The sequence below is a fragment of the Aggregatibacter sp. Marseille-P9115 genome, from assembly GCF_920939465.1.
Classification (GTDB): domain Bacteria; phylum Pseudomonadota; class Gammaproteobacteria; order Enterobacterales; family Pasteurellaceae; genus Aggregatibacter; species Aggregatibacter segnis_B.
On sequence record NZ_OV100759.1, the window covers coordinates 912769 to 930567 of the forward strand.

Consider the following 17799-nt stretch of genomic DNA (forward strand, 5'->3'; position numbering starts at 1 on the left):
GAAGATATCCTCATTCTCTACGACAAAAAAAAGAAAGGGTCTGACATCACATCAGACCCTTTATCATTTTTGTGCTTTATTCGTTAGAACGGAATATCATCATCAAAGTTATCCATCGGTGCTTCGGCTGCCGGTTTGCTTGCAGGGGTTGCACGTGGTGCGCTCTGCGCTTGACTTGGATAAGTTGGTTGAGCGGCTGGCGCATAACCACCGGATTGACGATCTGAGCGACTGTCTAACATTTGTAAAACATCGCCTTGAATTTCTGTGGTGTAGCGATCTTGGCCGTTTTGATCTTGCCATTTACGGGTTTTTAAACGTCCTTCAACATAGACTTTAGAGCCTTTGCGTAAGTATTCGCCTGCCACTTCTGCTTGACGGCGATAGAACACAATGCGGTGCCATTCGGTCACTTCACGACGTTCGCCGGTATTTTTATCATTCCAGCTTTCACTGGTGGCAACGGTAATGTTGGCAACCGCTTCGCCGTTCGGCATGGTGCGAATTTCAGGATCGTTACCTAAGTTACCAACAATAATGACTTTATTTACTCCAGCCATAATATCCTCTTCTTTATTCAATTTTGCTGTAAAAAATTTTGCTCTATTCTGCCTGAAAATTTGGAATAAATCCACGCCTTCAACAAAATTAACTGGATATTTGCACAGTTATTTAGGAATATGCGATAATTGTCGCAAATTTACACTTCTTTCATTTATAAAATCTATTATGGATACCATCGATATTCGTGGTGCAAGAACCCACAATCTGAAAAATATTAACTTAACTATTCCACGCGACAAACTCATTGTTATTACCGGTTTATCCGGCTCAGGTAAATCTTCTTTAGCCTTTGATACGCTGTATGCCGAAGGACAACGCCGTTATGTGGAATCCTTGTCCGCCTATGCGCGTCAATTTTTGTCATTAATGGAAAAACCCGATGTAGATCATATTGAAGGGCTTTCACCGGCCATTTCTATTGAGCAAAAATCCACCTCGCACAACCCCCGTTCAACGGTGGGTACCATTACCGAAATTCACGATTACCTGCGCTTGTTATTTGCTCGCGTGGGCGAGCCGCGCTGTCCTCATCACAATGTACCGCTCACGGCGCAAACGATCAGCCAAATGGTGGATAAAGTGCTTTCTCTGCCTGAAGAAAGCAAGATGATGTTATTGGCGCCGGTGGTGAAAGAACGCAAAGGTGAACACGTTAAATTGTTGCAACAAATTGCTGCGCAAGGCTATATTCGCGCCCGTATTGATGGTGAGATTTGTGATTTATCTGATCCACCAAAACTGGAATTACAGAAAAAACATACCATCGAAGTAGTGGTGGATCGCTTTAAAGTGCGGTCGGATTTAGCCACAAGATTGGCGGAATCCTTTGAAACCACGCTTGAGCTTTCCGGCGGCACGGCGGTCGTCGCGTATATGGACGATCCGAAGGCGGAAGAACTGGTGTTCTCTGCCAACTTTGCCTGTCCGCACTGTGGCTATTCCGTACCGGAACTGGAACCTCGTCTATTTTCCTTTAATAACCCCGCTGGTGCGTGCCCGACTTGTGACGGTTTGGGCGTACAACAATATTTCGATGAAAAACGCGTGGTGCAAAATCCAAGCATTTCCCTTGCCAATGGCGCCATTAAAGGCTGGGATCGTCGCAATTTCTATTATTACCAAATGCTCACGTCCCTAGCGAAACACTACCATTTCGATATTGAAACGCCTTTTGAGGAACTGCCGAAAAAAATCCAACAGATTATTTTGCACGGTTCCGGCAAGGAAGAAATTGAATTCCAATACATGAACGATCGCGGCGATGTGGTGTTGCGCCACCATGTCTTTGAAGGCATTTTGAACAACATGGCACGCCGTTATAAAGAAACGGAATCAATGTCAGTACGGGAAGAACTTGCCAAACACATCAGCAATCGTCCTTGTGCCGATTGTGGCGGTTCGCGTCTGCGTCCCGAGGCACGTAACGTTTATATTGAGCAAACCAATCTGCCTGATGTATCGGAGAAAAGCATCGGAGAAGCCTTGAGCTTTTTTGGAGAGCTACAACTGAGCGGACAAAAAGCGCAAATCGCCGAGAAGATCCTGAAAGAAATCAAAGAGCGGTTACAATTTTTGGTGAATGTAGGCTTGAATTATCTTTCCCTTTCCCGCTCCGCCGAAACCCTTTCAGGCGGTGAAGCACAACGCATTCGTCTTGCCAGCCAAATTGGTGCAGGCTTGGTCGGTGTGATGTACGTATTGGATGAACCGTCTATCGGGTTACATCAACGGGATAACGAACGCTTGCTCAATACCTTGATTCACTTACGAAATCTCGGTAACACTGTGATTGTGGTAGAACACGACGAAGATGCCATTTTAAGCGCCGACCACATTATCGACATCGGCCCGGGGGCAGGTGTGCATGGTGGCAACGTCATTGCCGAAGGTACGGCGCAACAAATCATGCAAAATCCAAACTCGCTTACAGGTAAATTCTTATCCGGCGCGGAAAAAATCGAAATACCGAAAAAACGCACCGCACTTGATAAGAAAAAAACGCTCAAGTTGTTTGGCGCATCAGGTAACAATTTGAAAAACGTTAACCTAGAGATTCCGGTCGGCTTATTTACCTGTATCACCGGCGTATCCGGTTCTGGTAAATCCACGTTGATTAACGATACCTTGTTCCCGATTGCCCAAAACGCGTTAAACCGTGCGGAAAATGCGGAAGCAGCGCCGTATAAATCTATCGAAGGTTTGGAATTTTTCGACAAAGTCATCGATATTGACCAAAGCCCAATTGGTCGTACACCGCGTTCTAACCCGGCAACCTACACCGGCGTATTTACCCCGATTCGTGAGTTGTTCGCCGGTGTGCCGGAAGCCCGAGCACGCGGCTACAATCCGGGACGTTTCAGTTTTAACGTTCGTGGCGGACGTTGCGAAGCCTGTCAGGGCGACGGCGTAATCAAAGTGGAAATGCACTTCCTGCCGGATGTGTACGTGCCTTGCGACCAATGTAAGGGTAAACGCTACAACCGAGAAACCTTGGAAATTCGCTACAAAGGCAAAACCATTCATCAAGTGTTGGATATGACCGTGGAAGAAGCGCGCGAATTTTTCGATGCGGTTCCGATGATTGCGCGCAAACTGCAAACCCTCATAGACGTGGGCTTGTCTTACATTCGCTTAGGCCAATCCTCCACCACACTCTCCGGTGGTGAAGCGCAACGGGTGAAATTGGCAACAGAACTCTCTAAACGGGATACGGGCAAAACGCTGTATATTCTGGACGAACCAACTACCGGGCTACATTTTGCCGACATCAAACAGCTGCTTTCTGTGTTGCACCGCTTACGCGATCAAGGCAATACCATCGTGGTCATTGAGCACAATTTAGACGTGATTAAAACCGCGGACTGGATTGTGGATCTCGGCCCGGAAGGCGGTAGCGGCGGCGGACAAATTATCGCCACCGGTACGCCGGAGCAGGTCGCTAACGTAGAAGGTTCGCATACTGCGCGCTTCCTGAAAGGGATTTTGGCGAAAGGTTAAAAAACACGCTCGTATTGCACCGCACTTGAATAATCAAAGTGCGGTCTCTTTTCACCGTGTTTATCACGAAAAAAGGATTGTCATTCACTGACAATCCTTTTTTATATTGACTGTAAATGTACTTACAATGTGATTACAAAATCATCTTCACTAACTTATCCGCTTTAATACGGGCAAATTTTTTCAATAATTTTTGTACCGGTGCCGGATATTGCCTCATTTCTTCTAACTCAGTGTAATGTTGAAGCACCGTCGTATGTTGGCGAATACAATCTAATTCCTGAACCACTTGAGGCAAAAGTTGTTGTTTCGGATCATGGATAAACAAGCCATTTTCCGCATCCAATCGCCATGCGCGCGGATTCAGATTATTGCCGGTCAACAAAATATAATTATCATCAATCCAAACGCCCTTTAGATGATAGGTGTTCGTACCATCTTTCCAGGTCCGTATGGTCAGCTGACCTTGTGCCATTTCACGTTCAAACTTTTTGCTGAAGCGGCGTAAATTGTTTTCATACAAATAAGGCAACGCCCCCACCATTTTGAAGGGCTGTTCCGGTGGAATGTAGAAATCATTCGCCACTTTATCGCCCACAATAATTTCAATTTTTTTGCCTTTACGTAGCAAATGGCGGATTTTTTGTTGCAATGTCCGCGGGAAATTAAAATACGGCGTACAAATAGTCAGCTTTTCATCAACCAGCTGGAATAAATCTTCGATCGTGCAATTCAATACATTTCCCGTGCTGCCTAAACCAAACAACGGCGTTACCGTCAATTCATTGCCAAAATCAACCGCACTTGACAGCTTATATTGCCCATTAAGGGCAAGATTTTTTCTAAAATGGCGGATATTTTGTCGAATTTCTTTGGTTTTCGGACGATTAACGCTATCCAACGGCAACACCACATCGCTATTCAACAAAAAGTCGCGAATAAAAGCCACCATGCTGTCGGCTAATTGCGGATGGGTGATTTTTTGATAACGGTCGTAACGGTATTTTTCATTTTGTTGTAAATACACGTTATTGATACTGGCGCCACTGTAAAGCACGGTATCGTCAAAAACAAAGCCTTTGATATGCAACACGCCAAACACTTCGCGCGTATTGATCGGTACGCCGAAAAATAGATTCGGATCATCAGCAAGTTGATATTTTTGACGTTGTTCGCAATACCAATCAGCATTCGTTGCACTCTTTTCCGCGCCTAATAAATTGCGTTGCGCACGATGCCAATCAATTAAAATTTTCACTTCAAGTTCAGGCTTATCTTGTTTCGCACGGTAAATTTCATCGAGAATTTCTTGCCCGGCTTCGTCATTTTGCCAGTAAAGTGCGGTCACAAAAATACGCGTTTTCGCCTGTCTGATCAGTTGAATAATTTCATTTTTGAATGCCATTGGGCTGTAAATAAATTCAACTTGTTCCGCCTGTAAAGCTAAACATGGCAGGCTTTCAAGACGCTTTTGAGCCCGTTTTGTCTTATCTCTAAACATAAAATTTGTTCTCTGTTGTACTCAATGAGTCGGAACTTAATTGGGGCGATAGTTTACAATATTTATCGCCCCCCTTGGTAGAAAAAAGGCTGGTTTTCGTTATAATGCTCACAAATTTATTGCCAACAGCGCAAATTTATTCCATTCATCCACCCTATCGGCAACACAACTATGAACCAAAATTCAAACAAACCGACTTTCAAATCAAACAACCGTACTTTTTCCGAACGCAGTGTCGGTGACGACCGTCAAAAACGCGATAAAAATCGACCGCACTTTGCCTCCTCAAAAACCGATTCGCGCCAAGAATTTCGCAGAGAGAGAGATAACGACAGAAATACTAAGCCGAAATTTAAACGCGCTGAAAGCCAAGAAAAAACCTTACACATTGCCGAAAGCACCATGAAAAAAGCCGGTGGTGCGGAAGGCAACGTGAAAGTCACCGTCAAAAGCAGTCGTTTCGATGATAAGCCGAGAGAGAAAAAGACCGGCCCATTGTCACCACGCGCACCGGAAAAAATCAAAAAGAATCGCGCAGAAGAAATGAAAGTATATGGGGAAAATGCGTGTTTAGCCTTATTCCAACAACGCCCAGGGAGTATTGTGCGCTTGTGGGCAACCGTACAAATGGCGCATAAAATTGGGGATATTTGCAGTTATTTAGCCACCAATAAAAAGGTGTATCACATTGTGGACAACGACGAGATGATCAAAGTCAGCGGCACAGAACACCACGGTGGCATTTGTATGTTAGTGAAAAAAGCCCATCCGTTTACCTTGCAAGGCTATCTTGATGTGCCACATCAAGAAGATTGCTTGGTGTTGTTAGATAATGTGAACAACGCACAAAACATTGGCGGTATTTTACGCACTTGCGCCTTTTTCGGGGTGAAAAATATTGTGGTAGAAAACGCTGAAAGCCTTAATTCTGCGGTGACCTTACGCGTTGCAGAAGGCGGTGCGGAATATGTGCGCGTATTGGAAACCAATGACTCCCGCAATGCACTTGCCCAATTACGCCAAGCCGGTTATCAGATCATTCACGTGAGCAGCGATGAAAACGCGACAGCATTGGATAAAGTGCGGTTAAAAAATAAAATGGTTTTTGTGCTGAGCGAAGGCTCGACAGAGGCTTTATCCGAGAAAAACGATGAGCAGGTTCGTTTGGCGTTTGCCAGCCCAGTGAAAAATGGGTTAAACGTGTCGGTCAATGCCGGCATTTTACTGGCAAAATGGTATTTTAGATAAAACGAGAAAAGTTAGGGCGCATAAAAACGCCCTCTTTTTTCACCGCACTTTCAAACGCGTTACAGTTTGTCCCCGTGGTGAATTAACACAAAGCGTTCCCACAGCTGTTCTTCACTTTCCACGTGATCCGGGTCAGTGATAATACATTTGCTGATAGGACACACTTTTTGGCAGGTGGGCGTGTCGTAGTGACCGACACATTCGGTGCAGAGTTCGGGATCGATGACATAGATCTCATCGCCGATTGAAATTGCTTCATTCGGGCATTCCGGCAAGCACATATCGCAATTCGTGCATTTGTCAGTGATGAGTAGAGCCATAGCGTCCTCGGGGAAAATGAAAGGGTCGGATTATAATCAATACATTAACAAAGTGAAAGGAATTTTATGAACGAGAAACGTATGTTGCTACTGTCTTTTTTTGTGGTGGCATTTTTAATGTTTTTACTTGCCGGTTGGTATTATTTTTCCCAACAGAAACAAGCGGCGGAGGTGGTTGTTGATCGTAATTACGATTACGTCATGAAAAACGATCCTATCGGGCAAAATAAACAGGCACAAACCGATTATTACACCCTCGTGTTATCTTGGTCGCCGGCATTTTGTGAACGGCAGCGTCAACAATACGGTGATAATTTGCCGACCTCTTTGCAATATCAATGCGGCTTAACCCAACAATTCGGTTGGATTGTGCATGGATTATGGTCACAAAACAAACAAGCCCGAAGAGTCTCCGATCACCCGCGCTTTTGTCAGGGCGATTTACCACAATTACCGCAAGATCTGATTGAGCGCTATTTGCCTGAAGTGCCGAGCGCCGGCTTATTACAAGGCGAGTGGGAAAAACACGGCGCGTGCATGTTTAACAATGCGCAAGATTATTTTGAAAAGATCAAAAATTTATACCGCACTTTGAAGCTACCGAACTATGAATTAAGCCGTACCGAACTGTTTAAATGGATGCGAAAAAACAACCCGCAATTAAAAGATGTTTACCTTGGCGCTGCGCGTAATGAACTCTTTATTTGTTACGATTTAGACTGGCAAATTATAGATTGTCCAAGCAGCCGAACCGGTTATTAATCCAATAATTCGACATGGATCAATGAAATGTGTAATCCTGAATGTGAGCCCTTGAATTCAGGTTACAAGCTACTCAGTTACGGGTATAATGCCAACAGTTTTTATTTTTAATTTTAACCAGTAAAAAGAGGTAAATTATGTCAGTAATTAAAATGACCGATTTAGATTTGAATGGTAAACGCGTATTTATCCGTGCCGACCTAAACGTACCGGTAAAAGACGGTAAAGTTACATCAGATGCGCGTATCCGTGCCACCATCCCAACCTTAAAATTAGCCTTAGAAAAAGGCGCAAAAGTAATGGTCACCTCTCACTTAGGCCGTCCGACCGAAGGTGAATTCAAACCTGAAGATTCCCTCCAACCTGTTGTTGATTATTTAAACGAACATCTTGATGTCCCGGTACGCTTAGTACGCGATTACCTTGACGGTGTTGAAGTGAACGCCGGTGAAATCGTGGTATTAGAAAACGTGCGCGTCAACAAAGGCGAAAAGAAAAACGATCCTGAATTAGGTAAAAAATACGCCGCACTTTGTGATGTGTTCATCATGGATGCCTTTGGTACAGCACACCGTGCACAAGCATCTACTTACGGCGTTGCAGAATTTGCACCGGTTGCCTGTGCAGGTCCATTACTTGCAGCAGAATTAGATGCGTTAGGTAAGGCGTTAAAAGAACCTGCACGTCCAATGGTAGCTATCGTAGGCGGTTCTAAAGTATCTACCAAATTAGAAGTGTTAAACTCACTTTCCAAAATTGCCGACCAAATTATTGTAGGTGGCGGTATCGCCAACACCTTCATTGCCGCAGCCGGCCATAACGTGGGCAAATCCTTATACGAAGCCGATTTAATCCCGGTTGCTAAAGAATTAGCGGCAAGCACAGACATTCCAGTACCGGTTGATGTTCGCGTGGGTACCGAATTCTCCGAAACTGCACCGGCAACAGAAAAATCTGTGACCGAAGTGAAAGATGACGAATCTATTTTCGATATCGGCGATAAATCTGCTGCACAACTTGCCGAAATTATCAAAAATGCGAAAACCGTTTTATGGAACGGCCCGGTGGGTGTATTTGAGTTCCCGAACTTCCGCAAAGGAACAGAAATCATTTCTCATGCCATTGCCAACAGTGATGCGTTCTCCATTGCGGGTGGTGGTGATACGCTTGCTGCTATCGACCTATTCGGTATCGCAGATAAAATTTCCTACATCTCTACCGGTGGCGGTGCTTTCCTAGAATTCGTTGAAGGTAAAGTGTTACCGGCAGTAGAAATCCTCGAAAAACGTGCGAAAAACTAACCGCACTTTTTCTGCGTAAGATCGTCATAGCGCGCGTCTGCTGACGCGTGCTATCAATCAAAAACGTAAAACAACTTCTTCAAATGGTGGGGCAACCCACCCAACACAAAAGGAAAAAACGAAAATGGCTAAATTATTAGATATCGTCAAACCGGGCGTGCTTACCGGTGAAGATGTTCAAAAAGTATTCGCATACGCAAAAGAACACGGCTTCGCACTTCCTGCCGTAAACTGCGTCGGCTCCGACTCCGTGAATGCCGTATTAGAAACGGCTGCCCGCGTGAAAGCGCCGGTAATTATTCAATTTTCTAACGGCGGTGCGGCATTCTACGCAGGCAAAGGCATTAAACCAACCAGCGGTGCGCGCCCTGACGTATTAGGTGCCATTGCAGGTGCAAAACACGTTCATACTTTAGCCAAAGAATACGGCGTACCGGTGATTTTACACACCGACCACGCAGCGAAAAAATTACTTCCATGGATCGATGGTTTACTTGAAGCCGGTGAAAAACACTTTGCTGAAACCGGTCGTCCATTATTCTCTTCCCACATGCTTGACCTTTCCGAAGAGCCAATGGAAGAAAACATGGCAATCTGCCGTGAATACCTTGCTCGTATGGACAAAATGGGTATGACCCTTGAAATCGAAATCGGTATCACCGGTGGCGAAGAAGATGGTGTGGACAACTCCGGCGCAGATGAATCTCGTCTTTACACCCAACCGTCTGATGTGCTTTATGTTTACGACCAATTAAATCCGGTCAGCCCGAACTTTACCGTTGCAGCCGCATTCGGTAACGTACACGGCGTGTACAAACCGGGTAACGTAAAATTAAAACCATCTATCTTAGGTGCAAGCCAAGAATTCGTTGCGAAAGAACGTAACCTTCCGGCGAAACCAATCAATTTCGTGTTCCACGGTGGTTCCGGTTCTTCCCGTGAAGAAATTCGTGAGGCGATTAGCTACGGCGCAATTAAAATGAATATTGACACTGACACCCAATGGGCGTCTTGGAATGGTATTCTCAATTTCTACAAAGCGAACGAAGCATATTTGCAAGGTCAATTAGGTAATCCGGAAGGCCCTGATGCACCGAATAAAAAATACTACGATCCACGCGTTTGGTTACGCAAAATGGAAGAGTCTATGTCTAAACGCTTAGAACAATCTTTCGAAGACTTAAACTGCGTTGACGTTTTATAATTTAAAAACACGCTGAAAATCGACCGCACTTTAGATGCACTTTTTGAGATGTACTTTAAAGTGCGGTTATTTTTTCCTCTTTTTATTTTGCCCCCTTTTGTCTCAACACCTCATTTACCATGCAGAACATAGAGAACGCCCCATTACACCTCTTCGCCGAACAATTTCCCCTACAATACCTTGAGGGGCAACGTGGCTGTCGATTGGCTTATCGACATTGTGTTCACCAACCGGTTGCCGATAAGTTGGTCATTTTAGTCAATGGACGGGTAGAAAATATCCTGAAATGGACAGAAATTGCGCAGGATTTCTATGCGCAGGGATATGATGTGTTGCTGTTTGATCATCGCGGTCAAGGCTATTCACAACGACTATTACCAGACAGTGAAAAAGGGCATTTAGATGAATTTCGGTTTTATGCGCAAGACATGGCAAAAATCATCGAAAATGTGACCGCACTTTACCCCTACGAGCAACAAGATTTGCTCGCCCATTCTTTAGGCGCGTTGATTTCGACCTACTATTTAGCCAATTTTGATCATCGGATTAAACGCGCGGTGTTTTCTGCGCCCTTTTTTGGCATGCCGTTAAGCCACCCTATTCGGGATGAAATCGCGCTGAATTTCATGATGTTATTTGGGCAAGAAAAGCGTTATGTGTTTGGTAAAGGGCCTTATAAACCGGTGGATGTGCAGGAAAATTTGTTAAGCCATGACAGCACGCGTATGCAAAGAATGAATGAAATTAATTTGGCAAACCCGGAGATTCGTTTGGGCGGACCGACTTTCCGTTGGGCCTATTTATGTTTGATCGCCATTAAGCATTTGCCGAAAATTCTGCCACGCATTGAAACACCTGTGTTGGTGTTAGAAGCGGAACAAGAACAAATCGTGAATAATAAAACGTTGGAAAAACTCACCGCACTTCTCATGCACGGCAGTCTGAAAAAAATCGCCGGGGCAAAACATGAAATTCTGTTTGAAACCGACGATATTCGCACGCCGGTGTTACAGCAAATTCAGGCATTTTTTACTTCAACACATAACGCATAAGCCACACGCCAAAGAGGGTGAAAAGCAAACTACCAAAGACATGGGCCGCAATTAATCCAATGCCGATAGAAAATTTGCCGTTCAACAAATTTTCCACCACTTCGATCGAAAAGGCGGAAAAGGTGGTTAAGCTGCCAAGAAAGCCGGTGACAAAAAAGAGTTTCCATTCAGAAGGAAGAGAGGGGAAAGACCAAAAAACGGCAAACAACACGCCAATAATAAAACAACCTAAATAATTGGCGATCAACGTGCCGAAAGAAAAAGCCGTAAACCACGGATTAAGCAACAAGCCTAAGCCCCAACGCAAGCAAGCACCCAACACAGCACCGCCGCTAATCCAGAGTAAAGAAGATAATACCGGCATCAATAAATCCCAAAAATCGCGCGAAGGTAAGAGGCGACGGCTTCATGTCCATGGCGACCGATCACTTCTAGTTGTGGACACGCCTGCACTAAGCGCGGATCAGCATTCCCCATAATGCATCCTTTGCCGACTTCTGCCAGCATTTCGACGTCATTCATGCCATCACCAAAGGCAATACAATCTTGCAAATCATATTCCCGTTGCTCAATTACCTGTGCAAGTGCGGTGGCTTTTGACACATTTTTGTTCATCACTTCCAAGCAAATCGGCGTGGAATAAGTCATACTGATTCTCTCGCCAAAGTCCCGACGAATACGTTGTTCCAATTCCACTAAATCTGCCGGCGCTTTTCCAATAAAAAACACTTTCTCGGTATCTCTGCCGTGATGCTGCTTAAAATCCACCACATCGTACACAAAACCGGAATCTTTGTGATACTTGTAAAGCTCAGGAATGTCTTTGTTGATAAACCAGCCATCAGCCTGATAGCTGTTCACACAGACTCGTTGATCGTCAAAGGGCAAATTCATCACTTGATATGCAATCTCTTCCGGCAAGGAATTATTCAGTAACAACTCCCCTTGCAAGTTATGGGCTTGCGCGCCATTTGAAGTAATCAGCACCGCATCCTTCACCTTGGTTTTCTTCAAAATACTGGACACATCGAAATAATTACGCCCTGTTGCCAGCACAATATCAACCTGGCTGTCATATAAACGTTCCAAGGTGTGTGCGGTAAAATCGCCGACCACATGATGCCCGTTAAGTAACGTTCCGTCCATATCCGAAACGATAGCGCGGTAAGGAAGTTTTTGCATAATTTTTCACCTCAAATGACATAATGGCTAATGGTAGCAAATTTTGTATAAAAATATTTGAGGTTTTCTTGAATTTTTTTAGGAAATGTAATAAAAGATTAAACCTTTCACACGAAAAAAATCACTCCCTAACAATTGAAAACGGCGAAGAATATGAACGGTGCAAATTTAATCATCGAGTGCTTAAAAGCACATCATGTGGATACCATTTTCGGTTATCCCGGCGGTGCCATCATGCCAACCTATGATGCAATTTATGATTCCGGCTTAGACCATTTACTTTGCCGTAACGAACAAGGTGCCGCCATGGCGGCTATTGGCTATGCGCGTGCATCAGGCAAAGTTGGCGTATGTATTGCCACTTCCGGCCCCGGCGCAACCAATTTGGTCACCGGTTTAGGCGATGCCTTAATGGATTCCATTCCTATCGTTGCCATTACAGGCCAAGTTGCCTCTCCACTTATCGGTACCGATGCCTTTCAGGAAGCGGATGTACTAGGCTTATCCCTCGCCTGCACCAAACACAGCTTTATCGTGCAAAACATCGACGAATTACCGGAAATTATCGCCAAAGCCTTTGAAATCGCCAAAAGTGGCAGACCAGGCCCGGTCTTGATCGATGTACCAAAAGACGTCCAAGTTGCGCCAACTACGGCGAAACCTATCGTGAATTTACCGCCCAAAACGACCGCACTTTGCGACAAGCAACTAACCCAGGCGCTTGAGTTATTAAAACACGCCAAACGCCCGATGGCGTATATCGGCGGTGGCGTAGGCATGGCAGGCGCCGTTCCGGCATTGCGTTATTTTTTACACACGACCCAAATGCCAAGTATTGTGACGCTAAAAGGCTTAGGCGCAGTCTCGCCTGACGATCCTTATTATCTCGGCATGATCGGTATGCACGGCACCAAAGCCGCTAACTACGCCACCCAAGAAGCCGATTTATTGCTTGTGTTCGGTGCGCGTTTTGATGACCGCGTGACCGGCAAACTCGACACCTTCGCGCCACACGCTAAAGTGATTCATGTGGACATCGACGGCGCTGAATTAGGCAAATTACGCCGACCAGATGTAGCATTACGCAGCCATCTAATCGCCACGCTAGAAAGTCTCAGTGTGCCGCTTGATATCGCCCCTTGGCAACAAACCGTCGCACAATATAAACAACAATTTGCGTTCAGCTATGGCGAACATAGCGGTGAACAGCTCATCAACCCGTTATGGTTGCTCAACAGCATTTCACGCAAAAAAACACCGGAAACTATCGTCGTCACCGATGTGGGACAACATCAAATGTGGTCTGCATTACACGTGCAACATCACGCCCCGGAAAACTTCATTACCTCCGCTGGTTTCGGCACCATGGGTTTCGGTTTGCCTGCCGCCATCGGTGCGAAAAAAGCCCGCCCGGAAGATGAAGTGATTTTAGTCAGCGGTGATGGTTCCATCATGATGAATATTCAAGAGCTCGGCTCCATTGGTCGCGGTAAAGCCCCAATTAAAATTGTGTTATTGGATAACCAACGCCTCGGCATGGTGCGCCAATGGCAATCTCTCTTCTTCAATGCGCGTCACAGCAGCACCATCCTAGACGACAATCCGGATTTCGTGGTACTTGCCTCGGCGTTCGGCATTAAAGGGGAACGTATTGATTCCGCTCACCAAGTGGACGCTGCGCTAGAACGCTTATTCAACAGCCAAGAAGCTTATTTATTGCATATTTGCATTCATTCCGACGAAAACGTGTGGCCGCTAGTGCCGCCGGGCGCGTGCAACGCAGATATGTTGGAAAGTATGGAGTAATCACATGGAACACCAAATCGATCTCACCGCCCAACACCGCCCCGAAGTGCTGGAACGCATTCTCCGCGTCATCCGCCACCGCGGTTTTACCGTGACTCAAATGGATATGCAGCTGATTGACGACAAAGTGCGGTTAAAATTCACCGTAAAATCCGACCGTACTTTGGATTTGTTGGTCACTCAGCTGGAGAAAATTTATGATGTGGTAGAGATTAAATAAAACGAGCCTACTATAGGTAATTTTTTCATTTTATCTTCTGCCGCCAATACTTCCGTGTCGGTATTACGTTAGTAACAGCATGAAGTATGAGTAAAGCAAATAAAAAAACAGCACAAACAAACCTTAACCGCAAATTTTAACCGTCTCAGCCCCTTCATAAGGAGATTAAAATGAAAAAACTTATATTAATAATGCTATTTTCAGTGTTTGGCCTGTCGGCTTGTACTTCACATTCATCATCGACATCAAGGGAGCCAATCGAGATGTTTATGTTTAGTCAAGACGGCCGACTTTTTGTCTTTACCGATAAGGAAAATTTTGAACTCCGCGGCGCTGCAATCTCTGATTTATCAAAATTTCTGAATAGCTCTTACACCAAAGCAATTGAAAAGGTGGAACCGGTCTTCCTGATTGATCAAGAAGATAAAAAGGTTTCTGCAACGTTACGATTGTATGTGCGGGTGGATAACTTAACGGAAAAACAACGCAGTGAATTATTAAAGAAATTTATGTTCCAGCAAACGAATGAAGTACTCAAAAATAAATTGCAACAACGCTATGGCATTTCGTCTCAGTTTGATATTTATGATGTGATTTATGATGCGGAAGGTGTCAGTCGACAATATGAAAATCGAAATGAGCTGTTGGCGAAATATAAACTTGCAAAACCGATTATGGCCACAGTGAACCGTTATTATGGCAGCAAGATTGACTCCTCCTCGTATTCGGACGACTCTGAAGCGATTAACCCGCTTGTCATTTTAGCCGTGCCATTATGGTTGCCGGTTGCGTTGATAGATTGTTTGAATGAGCGAAGTGGATTCATTGATTTTTGCCCATTCCGTTAAATAGCAATAAAGTGCGGTTAAAATTCACCGTAAAATCTGACCGCACTTTGGATTTGTTGGTCAGTCAGTTGGAAAAATTACCAGATGTGGTAACTATTAATTAAGAGGAAAATATTATGTCTAAATTTTTAAAATTATTTTTAGCCGTATCAGGATTAGTATTCGCAACTTCATCACAAGCTAGTTACACCTTAACTTATTTGCAAAACTATACTGGCTATATGACAACACTATCGGTTCATAATACAAAAGAGCAGTGTGAAAAAGCGAAAGAAAATTTTGAAAAAGAATTTGAAGGACAATACGATAAAAAGCAAATGGTTTACAAATGTGTTGATATAGCTAATGGCTCAATTTAGTCTAAGAGTGAGTAAAAAAGCACATAAAATCTGACCAGGCTAAGTAATTTTATCTATAAACTTAATTTTATTGAATAATTTCTCCGTATTACCTTCTGCCAAATCTCCCTAACCCCTCTTTGCTAGAGAGGGGAATAAGTTGAAAATTTGAATATCATCTCGCGAATTTAATATTGAAATATCAATAAAACGAGACATAAATGAGCCAGATAAATTAAACAGCTAAAGAAAATCCCCCTCTTTAGCAAAGAGGGGTAGGGGAGATTTACTCGCTTTGCTCGCACTTCGTGCCGTTGCTAACGCAACGTTCAAACGCAAGCGTTTGTGGCAGTCTCAACTAACGAAGAAATTCATATAAACCTTAACGAAAACTTACTCGGAGAACTTATTTATGCCAAAACTACGTTCAGCGACCAGCACACAAGGTCGAAATATGGCGGGTGCACGTGCCTTATGGCGTGCCACAGGAATGAAAGAAAATGATTTCGGCAAACCGATTATTGCGGTGGTGAACTCCTTCACCCAATTCGTCCCGGGGCATGTGCATTTAAAAGACATGGGACAACTGGTCGCGGCGGAAATTGAAAAAGCCGGCGGCGTAGCGAAAGAATTCAACACCATTGCGGTGGATGACGGTATTGCCATGGGACACGGAGGAATGCTGTATTCCTTACCAAGCCGTGATTTGATCGCCGACAGCGTGGAATATATGGTGAACGCCCACTGCGCCGATGCCATGGTATGTATTTCCAACTGTGACAAAATCACTCCGGGAATGTTAATGGCGGCAATGCGCTTGAACATCCCGACCATCTTCGTATCAGGCGGCCCTATGGAAGCCGGCAAAACCAAGTTATCGGATCAACTGATTCGTTTAGACTTAGTTGATGCAATGATTGAAGCGGCGGATCCTAATGTCAGTGATGAGCGTATTGATGCTATCGAACGTAGCGCCTGCCCGACTTGCGGTTCCTGCTCAGGGATGTTTACTGCCAACTCCATGAACTGTTTAACGGAAGCCTTAGGGTTATCTTTACCGGGCAACGGTTCTATGCTTGCCACCCACGCCGACCGTAAAGACTTGTTCTTAAAAGCCGGTCGCCAAATTGTCGAATTGTGCAAACGTTATTATGAGCAAGACGACGAAAGCGTATTGCCTCGTTCCATTGGCACCTTTGACGCTTTTGAAAACGCCATGAGCTTAGATATCGCCATGGGCGGTTCCAGTAACACCGTTTTACACTTACTCGCAGCAGCGCAAGAAGCAGGGGTAGATTTCAAAATGGCAGACATCGACCGCTTATCTCGCGTCGTGCCTTGCTTAAGTAAAATTGCGCCGAACACCAACAAATACCACATGGAAGACGTACACCGCGCAGGCGGGATTATGGGCTTATTGGGCGAATTAGATCGTGCGGGGTTAATTCACAAAAACACTCACACCGTGTTGGGCTTAACCATGGGCGAGCAGCTCAATCAATACGACATTATCCGTAACCAAGACGAAGCATTACACAAATTCTTCCGCGCCGGCCCGGCAGGCATACGTACCACCCAAGCCTTCTCACAAGATTGCCGTTGGGATAGCGTAGATGATGACCGTGTAAGCGGCTGTATCCGCAACAAAGAAAATGCGATTTCTCAAGAAGGCGGTTTAGCCGTCTTGTTCGGAAACATTGCCGAAGACGGTTGTATCGTCAAAACCGCGGGCGTGGATGAATCTATCTGGAAATTCACCGGCAAAGCCATCGTGTTTGAAAGCCAAGAAGACGCTGTTGCCGGAATTTTAGGCGGCAAAGTCAAAGAAGGCCATGTCGTCGTGATTCGCTATGAAGGCCCGAAAGGCGGCCCGGGCATGCAAGAAATGCTCTACCCGACCAGCTATTTAAAATCCATGGGCTTAGGCAAAAAATGTGCCTTGTTAACAGACGGACGTTTCTCCGGCGGCACATCCGGCTTATCTATCGGTCATGCTTCGCCTGAAGCGGCTTCCGGTGGTGCAATCGGCTTAGTACAGGATGACGACATTATCGAAATCGACATTCCAAATCGCGCGATTAACCTCAACATCAGCGATGAAGAATTAGCTAAACGCCGCGCCGAGCAAGATCAAAAAGGCTGGCAACCGGTTCACCGCGAACGTGAAGTGTCTTTCGCCTTAAAAGTGTTTGGCCATTTCGCCACATCCGCAGATAAAGGCGCGGTACGTGATAAAACCTTATTAAAATAAAAATTGTAGGGACAGGCTTTATGCCTGTCCTTATCAATATCGAACAGGGACAGGTATAAAACCTGTCCCTACAATAAAATTCAATAAAGTGCGGTCATTTTTCTGCGTGTTTTTTAAATGGTTAGAAAAATAACCGCGCTTATAAAATGGGATTTATCCCACCCTTAACATAAATGAATAACCTGGTGGACCAAATCCCACCTTA

At 44.9% G+C, this 17799-nt stretch carries 17 protein-coding genes; 12 read left to right on the forward strand and 5 right to left on the reverse strand.

All coding sequences use genetic code 11. The features are described from left to right. Window positions 1–83: 83 nt before the first annotated feature. A complete protein-coding gene (locus tag LQ983_RS04235) occupies window positions 84–560 on the reverse strand; it encodes a single-stranded DNA-binding protein (RefSeq protein ID WP_048750111.1) in 477 nt (158 codons plus the stop codon). A 169-nt stretch (window positions 561–729) separates the two neighbouring features. Between LQ983_RS04235 and uvrA the strand changes: the two genes are divergently transcribed. Then, window positions 730–3561, forward strand: a complete 2832-nt coding sequence (gene uvrA / locus LQ983_RS04240) for an excinuclease ABC subunit UvrA (protein WP_230621765.1) — start codon at window positions 730–732, stop codon at window positions 3559–3561. A gap of 133 nt (window positions 3562–3694) precedes the next feature. On the opposite strand, the gene pssA is transcribed toward uvrA, so the two are convergent. Then, entirely contained in the window at window positions 3695–5062 is a 1368-nt protein-coding gene (gene pssA / locus LQ983_RS04245; RefSeq protein WP_230621766.1) for a CDP-diacylglycerol--serine O-phosphatidyltransferase, read from the reverse strand. 171 nt (window positions 5063–5233) lie between these two features. On the opposite strand from pssA, the gene LQ983_RS04250 reads away from it, so the two are divergent. Further along, on the forward strand, window positions 5234–6310 hold the full coding sequence (locus LQ983_RS04250) for a tRNA/rRNA methyltransferase (RefSeq protein WP_230621767.1): 1077 nt from the start codon (window positions 5234–5236) through the stop codon (window positions 6308–6310). Window positions 6311–6369: 59 nt separating this feature from the next. Here LQ983_RS04250 and LQ983_RS04255 read toward each other — a convergent pair whose 3' ends face one another. After that, window positions 6370–6630 carry a YfhL family 4Fe-4S dicluster ferredoxin gene (locus tag LQ983_RS04255; protein ID WP_032997744.1) on the reverse strand — a complete coding sequence of 87 codons (261 nt, stop codon included), beginning with the start codon at window positions 6628–6630 and terminating at the stop codon, window positions 6370–6372. Between the two features lie 66 nt (window positions 6631–6696). Here LQ983_RS04255 and LQ983_RS04260 point away from each other — a divergent pair, with 66 nt between their 5' ends. The 4 genes from LQ983_RS04260 to LQ983_RS04275 all read left to right on the forward strand — a co-directional run bounded on the left by LQ983_RS04260 (window position 6697) and on the right by LQ983_RS04275 (window position 10949). Continuing rightward, complete coding sequence (locus LQ983_RS04260) at window positions 6697–7392, forward strand: ribonuclease T (RefSeq protein ID WP_230621768.1); 696 nt, start codon at window positions 6697–6699, stop codon at window positions 7390–7392. Between the two features lie 137 nt (window positions 7393–7529). Beyond that, window positions 7530–8693, forward strand: coding sequence for a phosphoglycerate kinase (gene pgk, locus LQ983_RS04265; RefSeq protein WP_111295589.1), 1164 nt, complete (start codon window positions 7530–7532; stop codon window positions 8691–8693). 124 nt (window positions 8694–8817) lie between these two features. Beyond that, entirely contained in the window at window positions 8818–9897 is a 1080-nt protein-coding gene (fbaA, locus tag LQ983_RS04270; RefSeq protein ID WP_033002671.1) for a class II fructose-bisphosphate aldolase, read from the forward strand. Window positions 9898–10016: 119 nt separating this feature from the next. Then, on the forward strand, window positions 10017–10949 hold the full coding sequence (locus LQ983_RS04275; protein WP_230621769.1) for an alpha/beta fold hydrolase: 933 nt from the start codon (window positions 10017–10019) through the stop codon (window positions 10947–10949). Here the strand turns inward: LQ983_RS04275 and crcB are convergent. Together crcB and LQ983_RS04285 are read right to left on the reverse strand one after the other, a co-directional pair. Next, the gene (gene crcB, locus LQ983_RS04280; RefSeq protein WP_230621770.1) at window positions 10927–11313 is read right to left on the reverse strand and encodes a fluoride efflux transporter CrcB; all 387 of its coding nucleotides are present in this window, start codon (window positions 11311–11313) and stop codon (window positions 10927–10929) included. The genes LQ983_RS04275 and crcB overlap by 23 nt on opposite strands. Further along, the gene (locus LQ983_RS04285; RefSeq protein ID WP_230621771.1) at window positions 11313–12131 is read right to left on the reverse strand and encodes a Cof-type HAD-IIB family hydrolase; all 819 of its coding nucleotides are present in this window, start codon (window positions 12129–12131) and stop codon (window positions 11313–11315) included. Before LQ983_RS04285 ends, crcB begins: the two co-directional genes overlap by 1 nt. Before the next feature lie 153 nt (window positions 12132–12284). Between LQ983_RS04285 and ilvG the strand changes: the two genes are divergently transcribed. The 6 genes from ilvG (at window position 12285) to ilvD (ending at window position 17594) form a co-directional block, all read left to right on the forward strand. Further along, a complete protein-coding gene (gene ilvG / locus LQ983_RS04290) occupies window positions 12285–13937 on the forward strand; it encodes an acetolactate synthase 2 catalytic subunit (protein WP_230621772.1) in 1653 nt (550 codons plus the stop codon). A 4-nt stretch (window positions 13938–13941) separates the two neighbouring features. Next, window positions 13942–14157: an acetolactate synthase 2 small subunit gene (gene ilvM, locus LQ983_RS04295; protein ID WP_230621773.1), complete on the forward strand. Its 216-nt coding sequence runs from the start codon at window positions 13942–13944 to the stop codon at window positions 14155–14157. 170 nt (window positions 14158–14327) lie between these two features. Further along, window positions 14328–15005, forward strand: coding sequence for a hypothetical protein (locus LQ983_RS04300; protein ID WP_230621774.1), 678 nt, complete (start codon window positions 14328–14330; stop codon window positions 15003–15005). Between the two features lie 11 nt (window positions 15006–15016). After that, on the forward strand, window positions 15017–15109 hold the full coding sequence (locus LQ983_RS04305) for an ACT domain-containing protein (RefSeq protein WP_230622604.1): 93 nt from the start codon (window positions 15017–15019) through the stop codon (window positions 15107–15109). 12 nt (window positions 15110–15121) lie between these two features. Beyond that, a complete protein-coding gene (locus LQ983_RS04310; RefSeq protein ID WP_111295577.1) occupies window positions 15122–15364 on the forward strand; it encodes a hypothetical protein in 243 nt (80 codons plus the stop codon). 391 nt (window positions 15365–15755) lie between these two features. After that, window positions 15756–17594 (forward strand): dihydroxy-acid dehydratase, encoded by a 1839-nt coding sequence (gene ilvD, locus LQ983_RS04315; RefSeq protein ID WP_230621775.1) that lies wholly within the window; start codon window positions 15756–15758, stop codon window positions 17592–17594. Window positions 17595–17799: the final 205 nt, after the last annotated feature.

Bases quoted from the DNA above. Each gene is read 5' to 3' on its own strand.
- LQ983_RS04235 (WP_048750111.1), bottom strand. From the start codon at position 560: ATGGCTGGAGTAAATAAAGTCATTATTGTTGGTAACTTAGGTAACGAT.
- uvrA (WP_230621765.1), top strand. From the start codon at position 730: ATGGATACCATCGATATTCGTGGTGCAAGAACCCACAATCTGAAAAAT.
- pssA (WP_230621766.1), bottom strand. From the start codon at position 5,062: ATGTTTAGAGATAAGACAAAACGGGCTCAAAAGCGTCTTGAAAGCCTG.
- LQ983_RS04250 (WP_230621767.1), top strand. From the start codon at position 5,234: ATGAACCAAAATTCAAACAAACCGACTTTCAAATCAAACAACCGTACT.
- LQ983_RS04255 (WP_032997744.1), bottom strand. From the start codon at position 6,630: ATGGCTCTACTCATCACTGACAAATGCACGAATTGCGATATGTGCTTG.
- LQ983_RS04260 (WP_230621768.1), top strand. From the start codon at position 6,697: ATGAACGAGAAACGTATGTTGCTACTGTCTTTTTTTGTGGTGGCATTT.
- pgk (WP_111295589.1), top strand. From the start codon at position 7,530: ATGTCAGTAATTAAAATGACCGATTTAGATTTGAATGGTAAACGCGTA.
- fbaA (WP_033002671.1), top strand. From the start codon at position 8,818: ATGGCTAAATTATTAGATATCGTCAAACCGGGCGTGCTTACCGGTGAA.
- LQ983_RS04275 (WP_230621769.1), top strand. From the start codon at position 10,017: ATGCAGAACATAGAGAACGCCCCATTACACCTCTTCGCCGAACAATTT.
- crcB (WP_230621770.1), bottom strand. From the start codon at position 11,313: ATGCCGGTATTATCTTCTTTACTCTGGATTAGCGGCGGTGCTGTGTTG.
- LQ983_RS04285 (WP_230621771.1), bottom strand. From the start codon at position 12,131: ATGCAAAAACTTCCTTACCGCGCTATCGTTTCGGATATGGACGGAACG.
- ilvG (WP_230621772.1), top strand. From the start codon at position 12,285: ATGAACGGTGCAAATTTAATCATCGAGTGCTTAAAAGCACATCATGTG.
- ilvM (WP_230621773.1), top strand. From the start codon at position 13,942: ATGGAACACCAAATCGATCTCACCGCCCAACACCGCCCCGAAGTGCTG.
- LQ983_RS04300 (WP_230621774.1), top strand. From the start codon at position 14,328: ATGAAAAAACTTATATTAATAATGCTATTTTCAGTGTTTGGCCTGTCG.
- LQ983_RS04310 (WP_111295577.1), top strand. From the start codon at position 15,122: ATGTCTAAATTTTTAAAATTATTTTTAGCCGTATCAGGATTAGTATTC.
- ilvD (WP_230621775.1), top strand. From the start codon at position 15,756: ATGCCAAAACTACGTTCAGCGACCAGCACACAAGGTCGAAATATGGCG.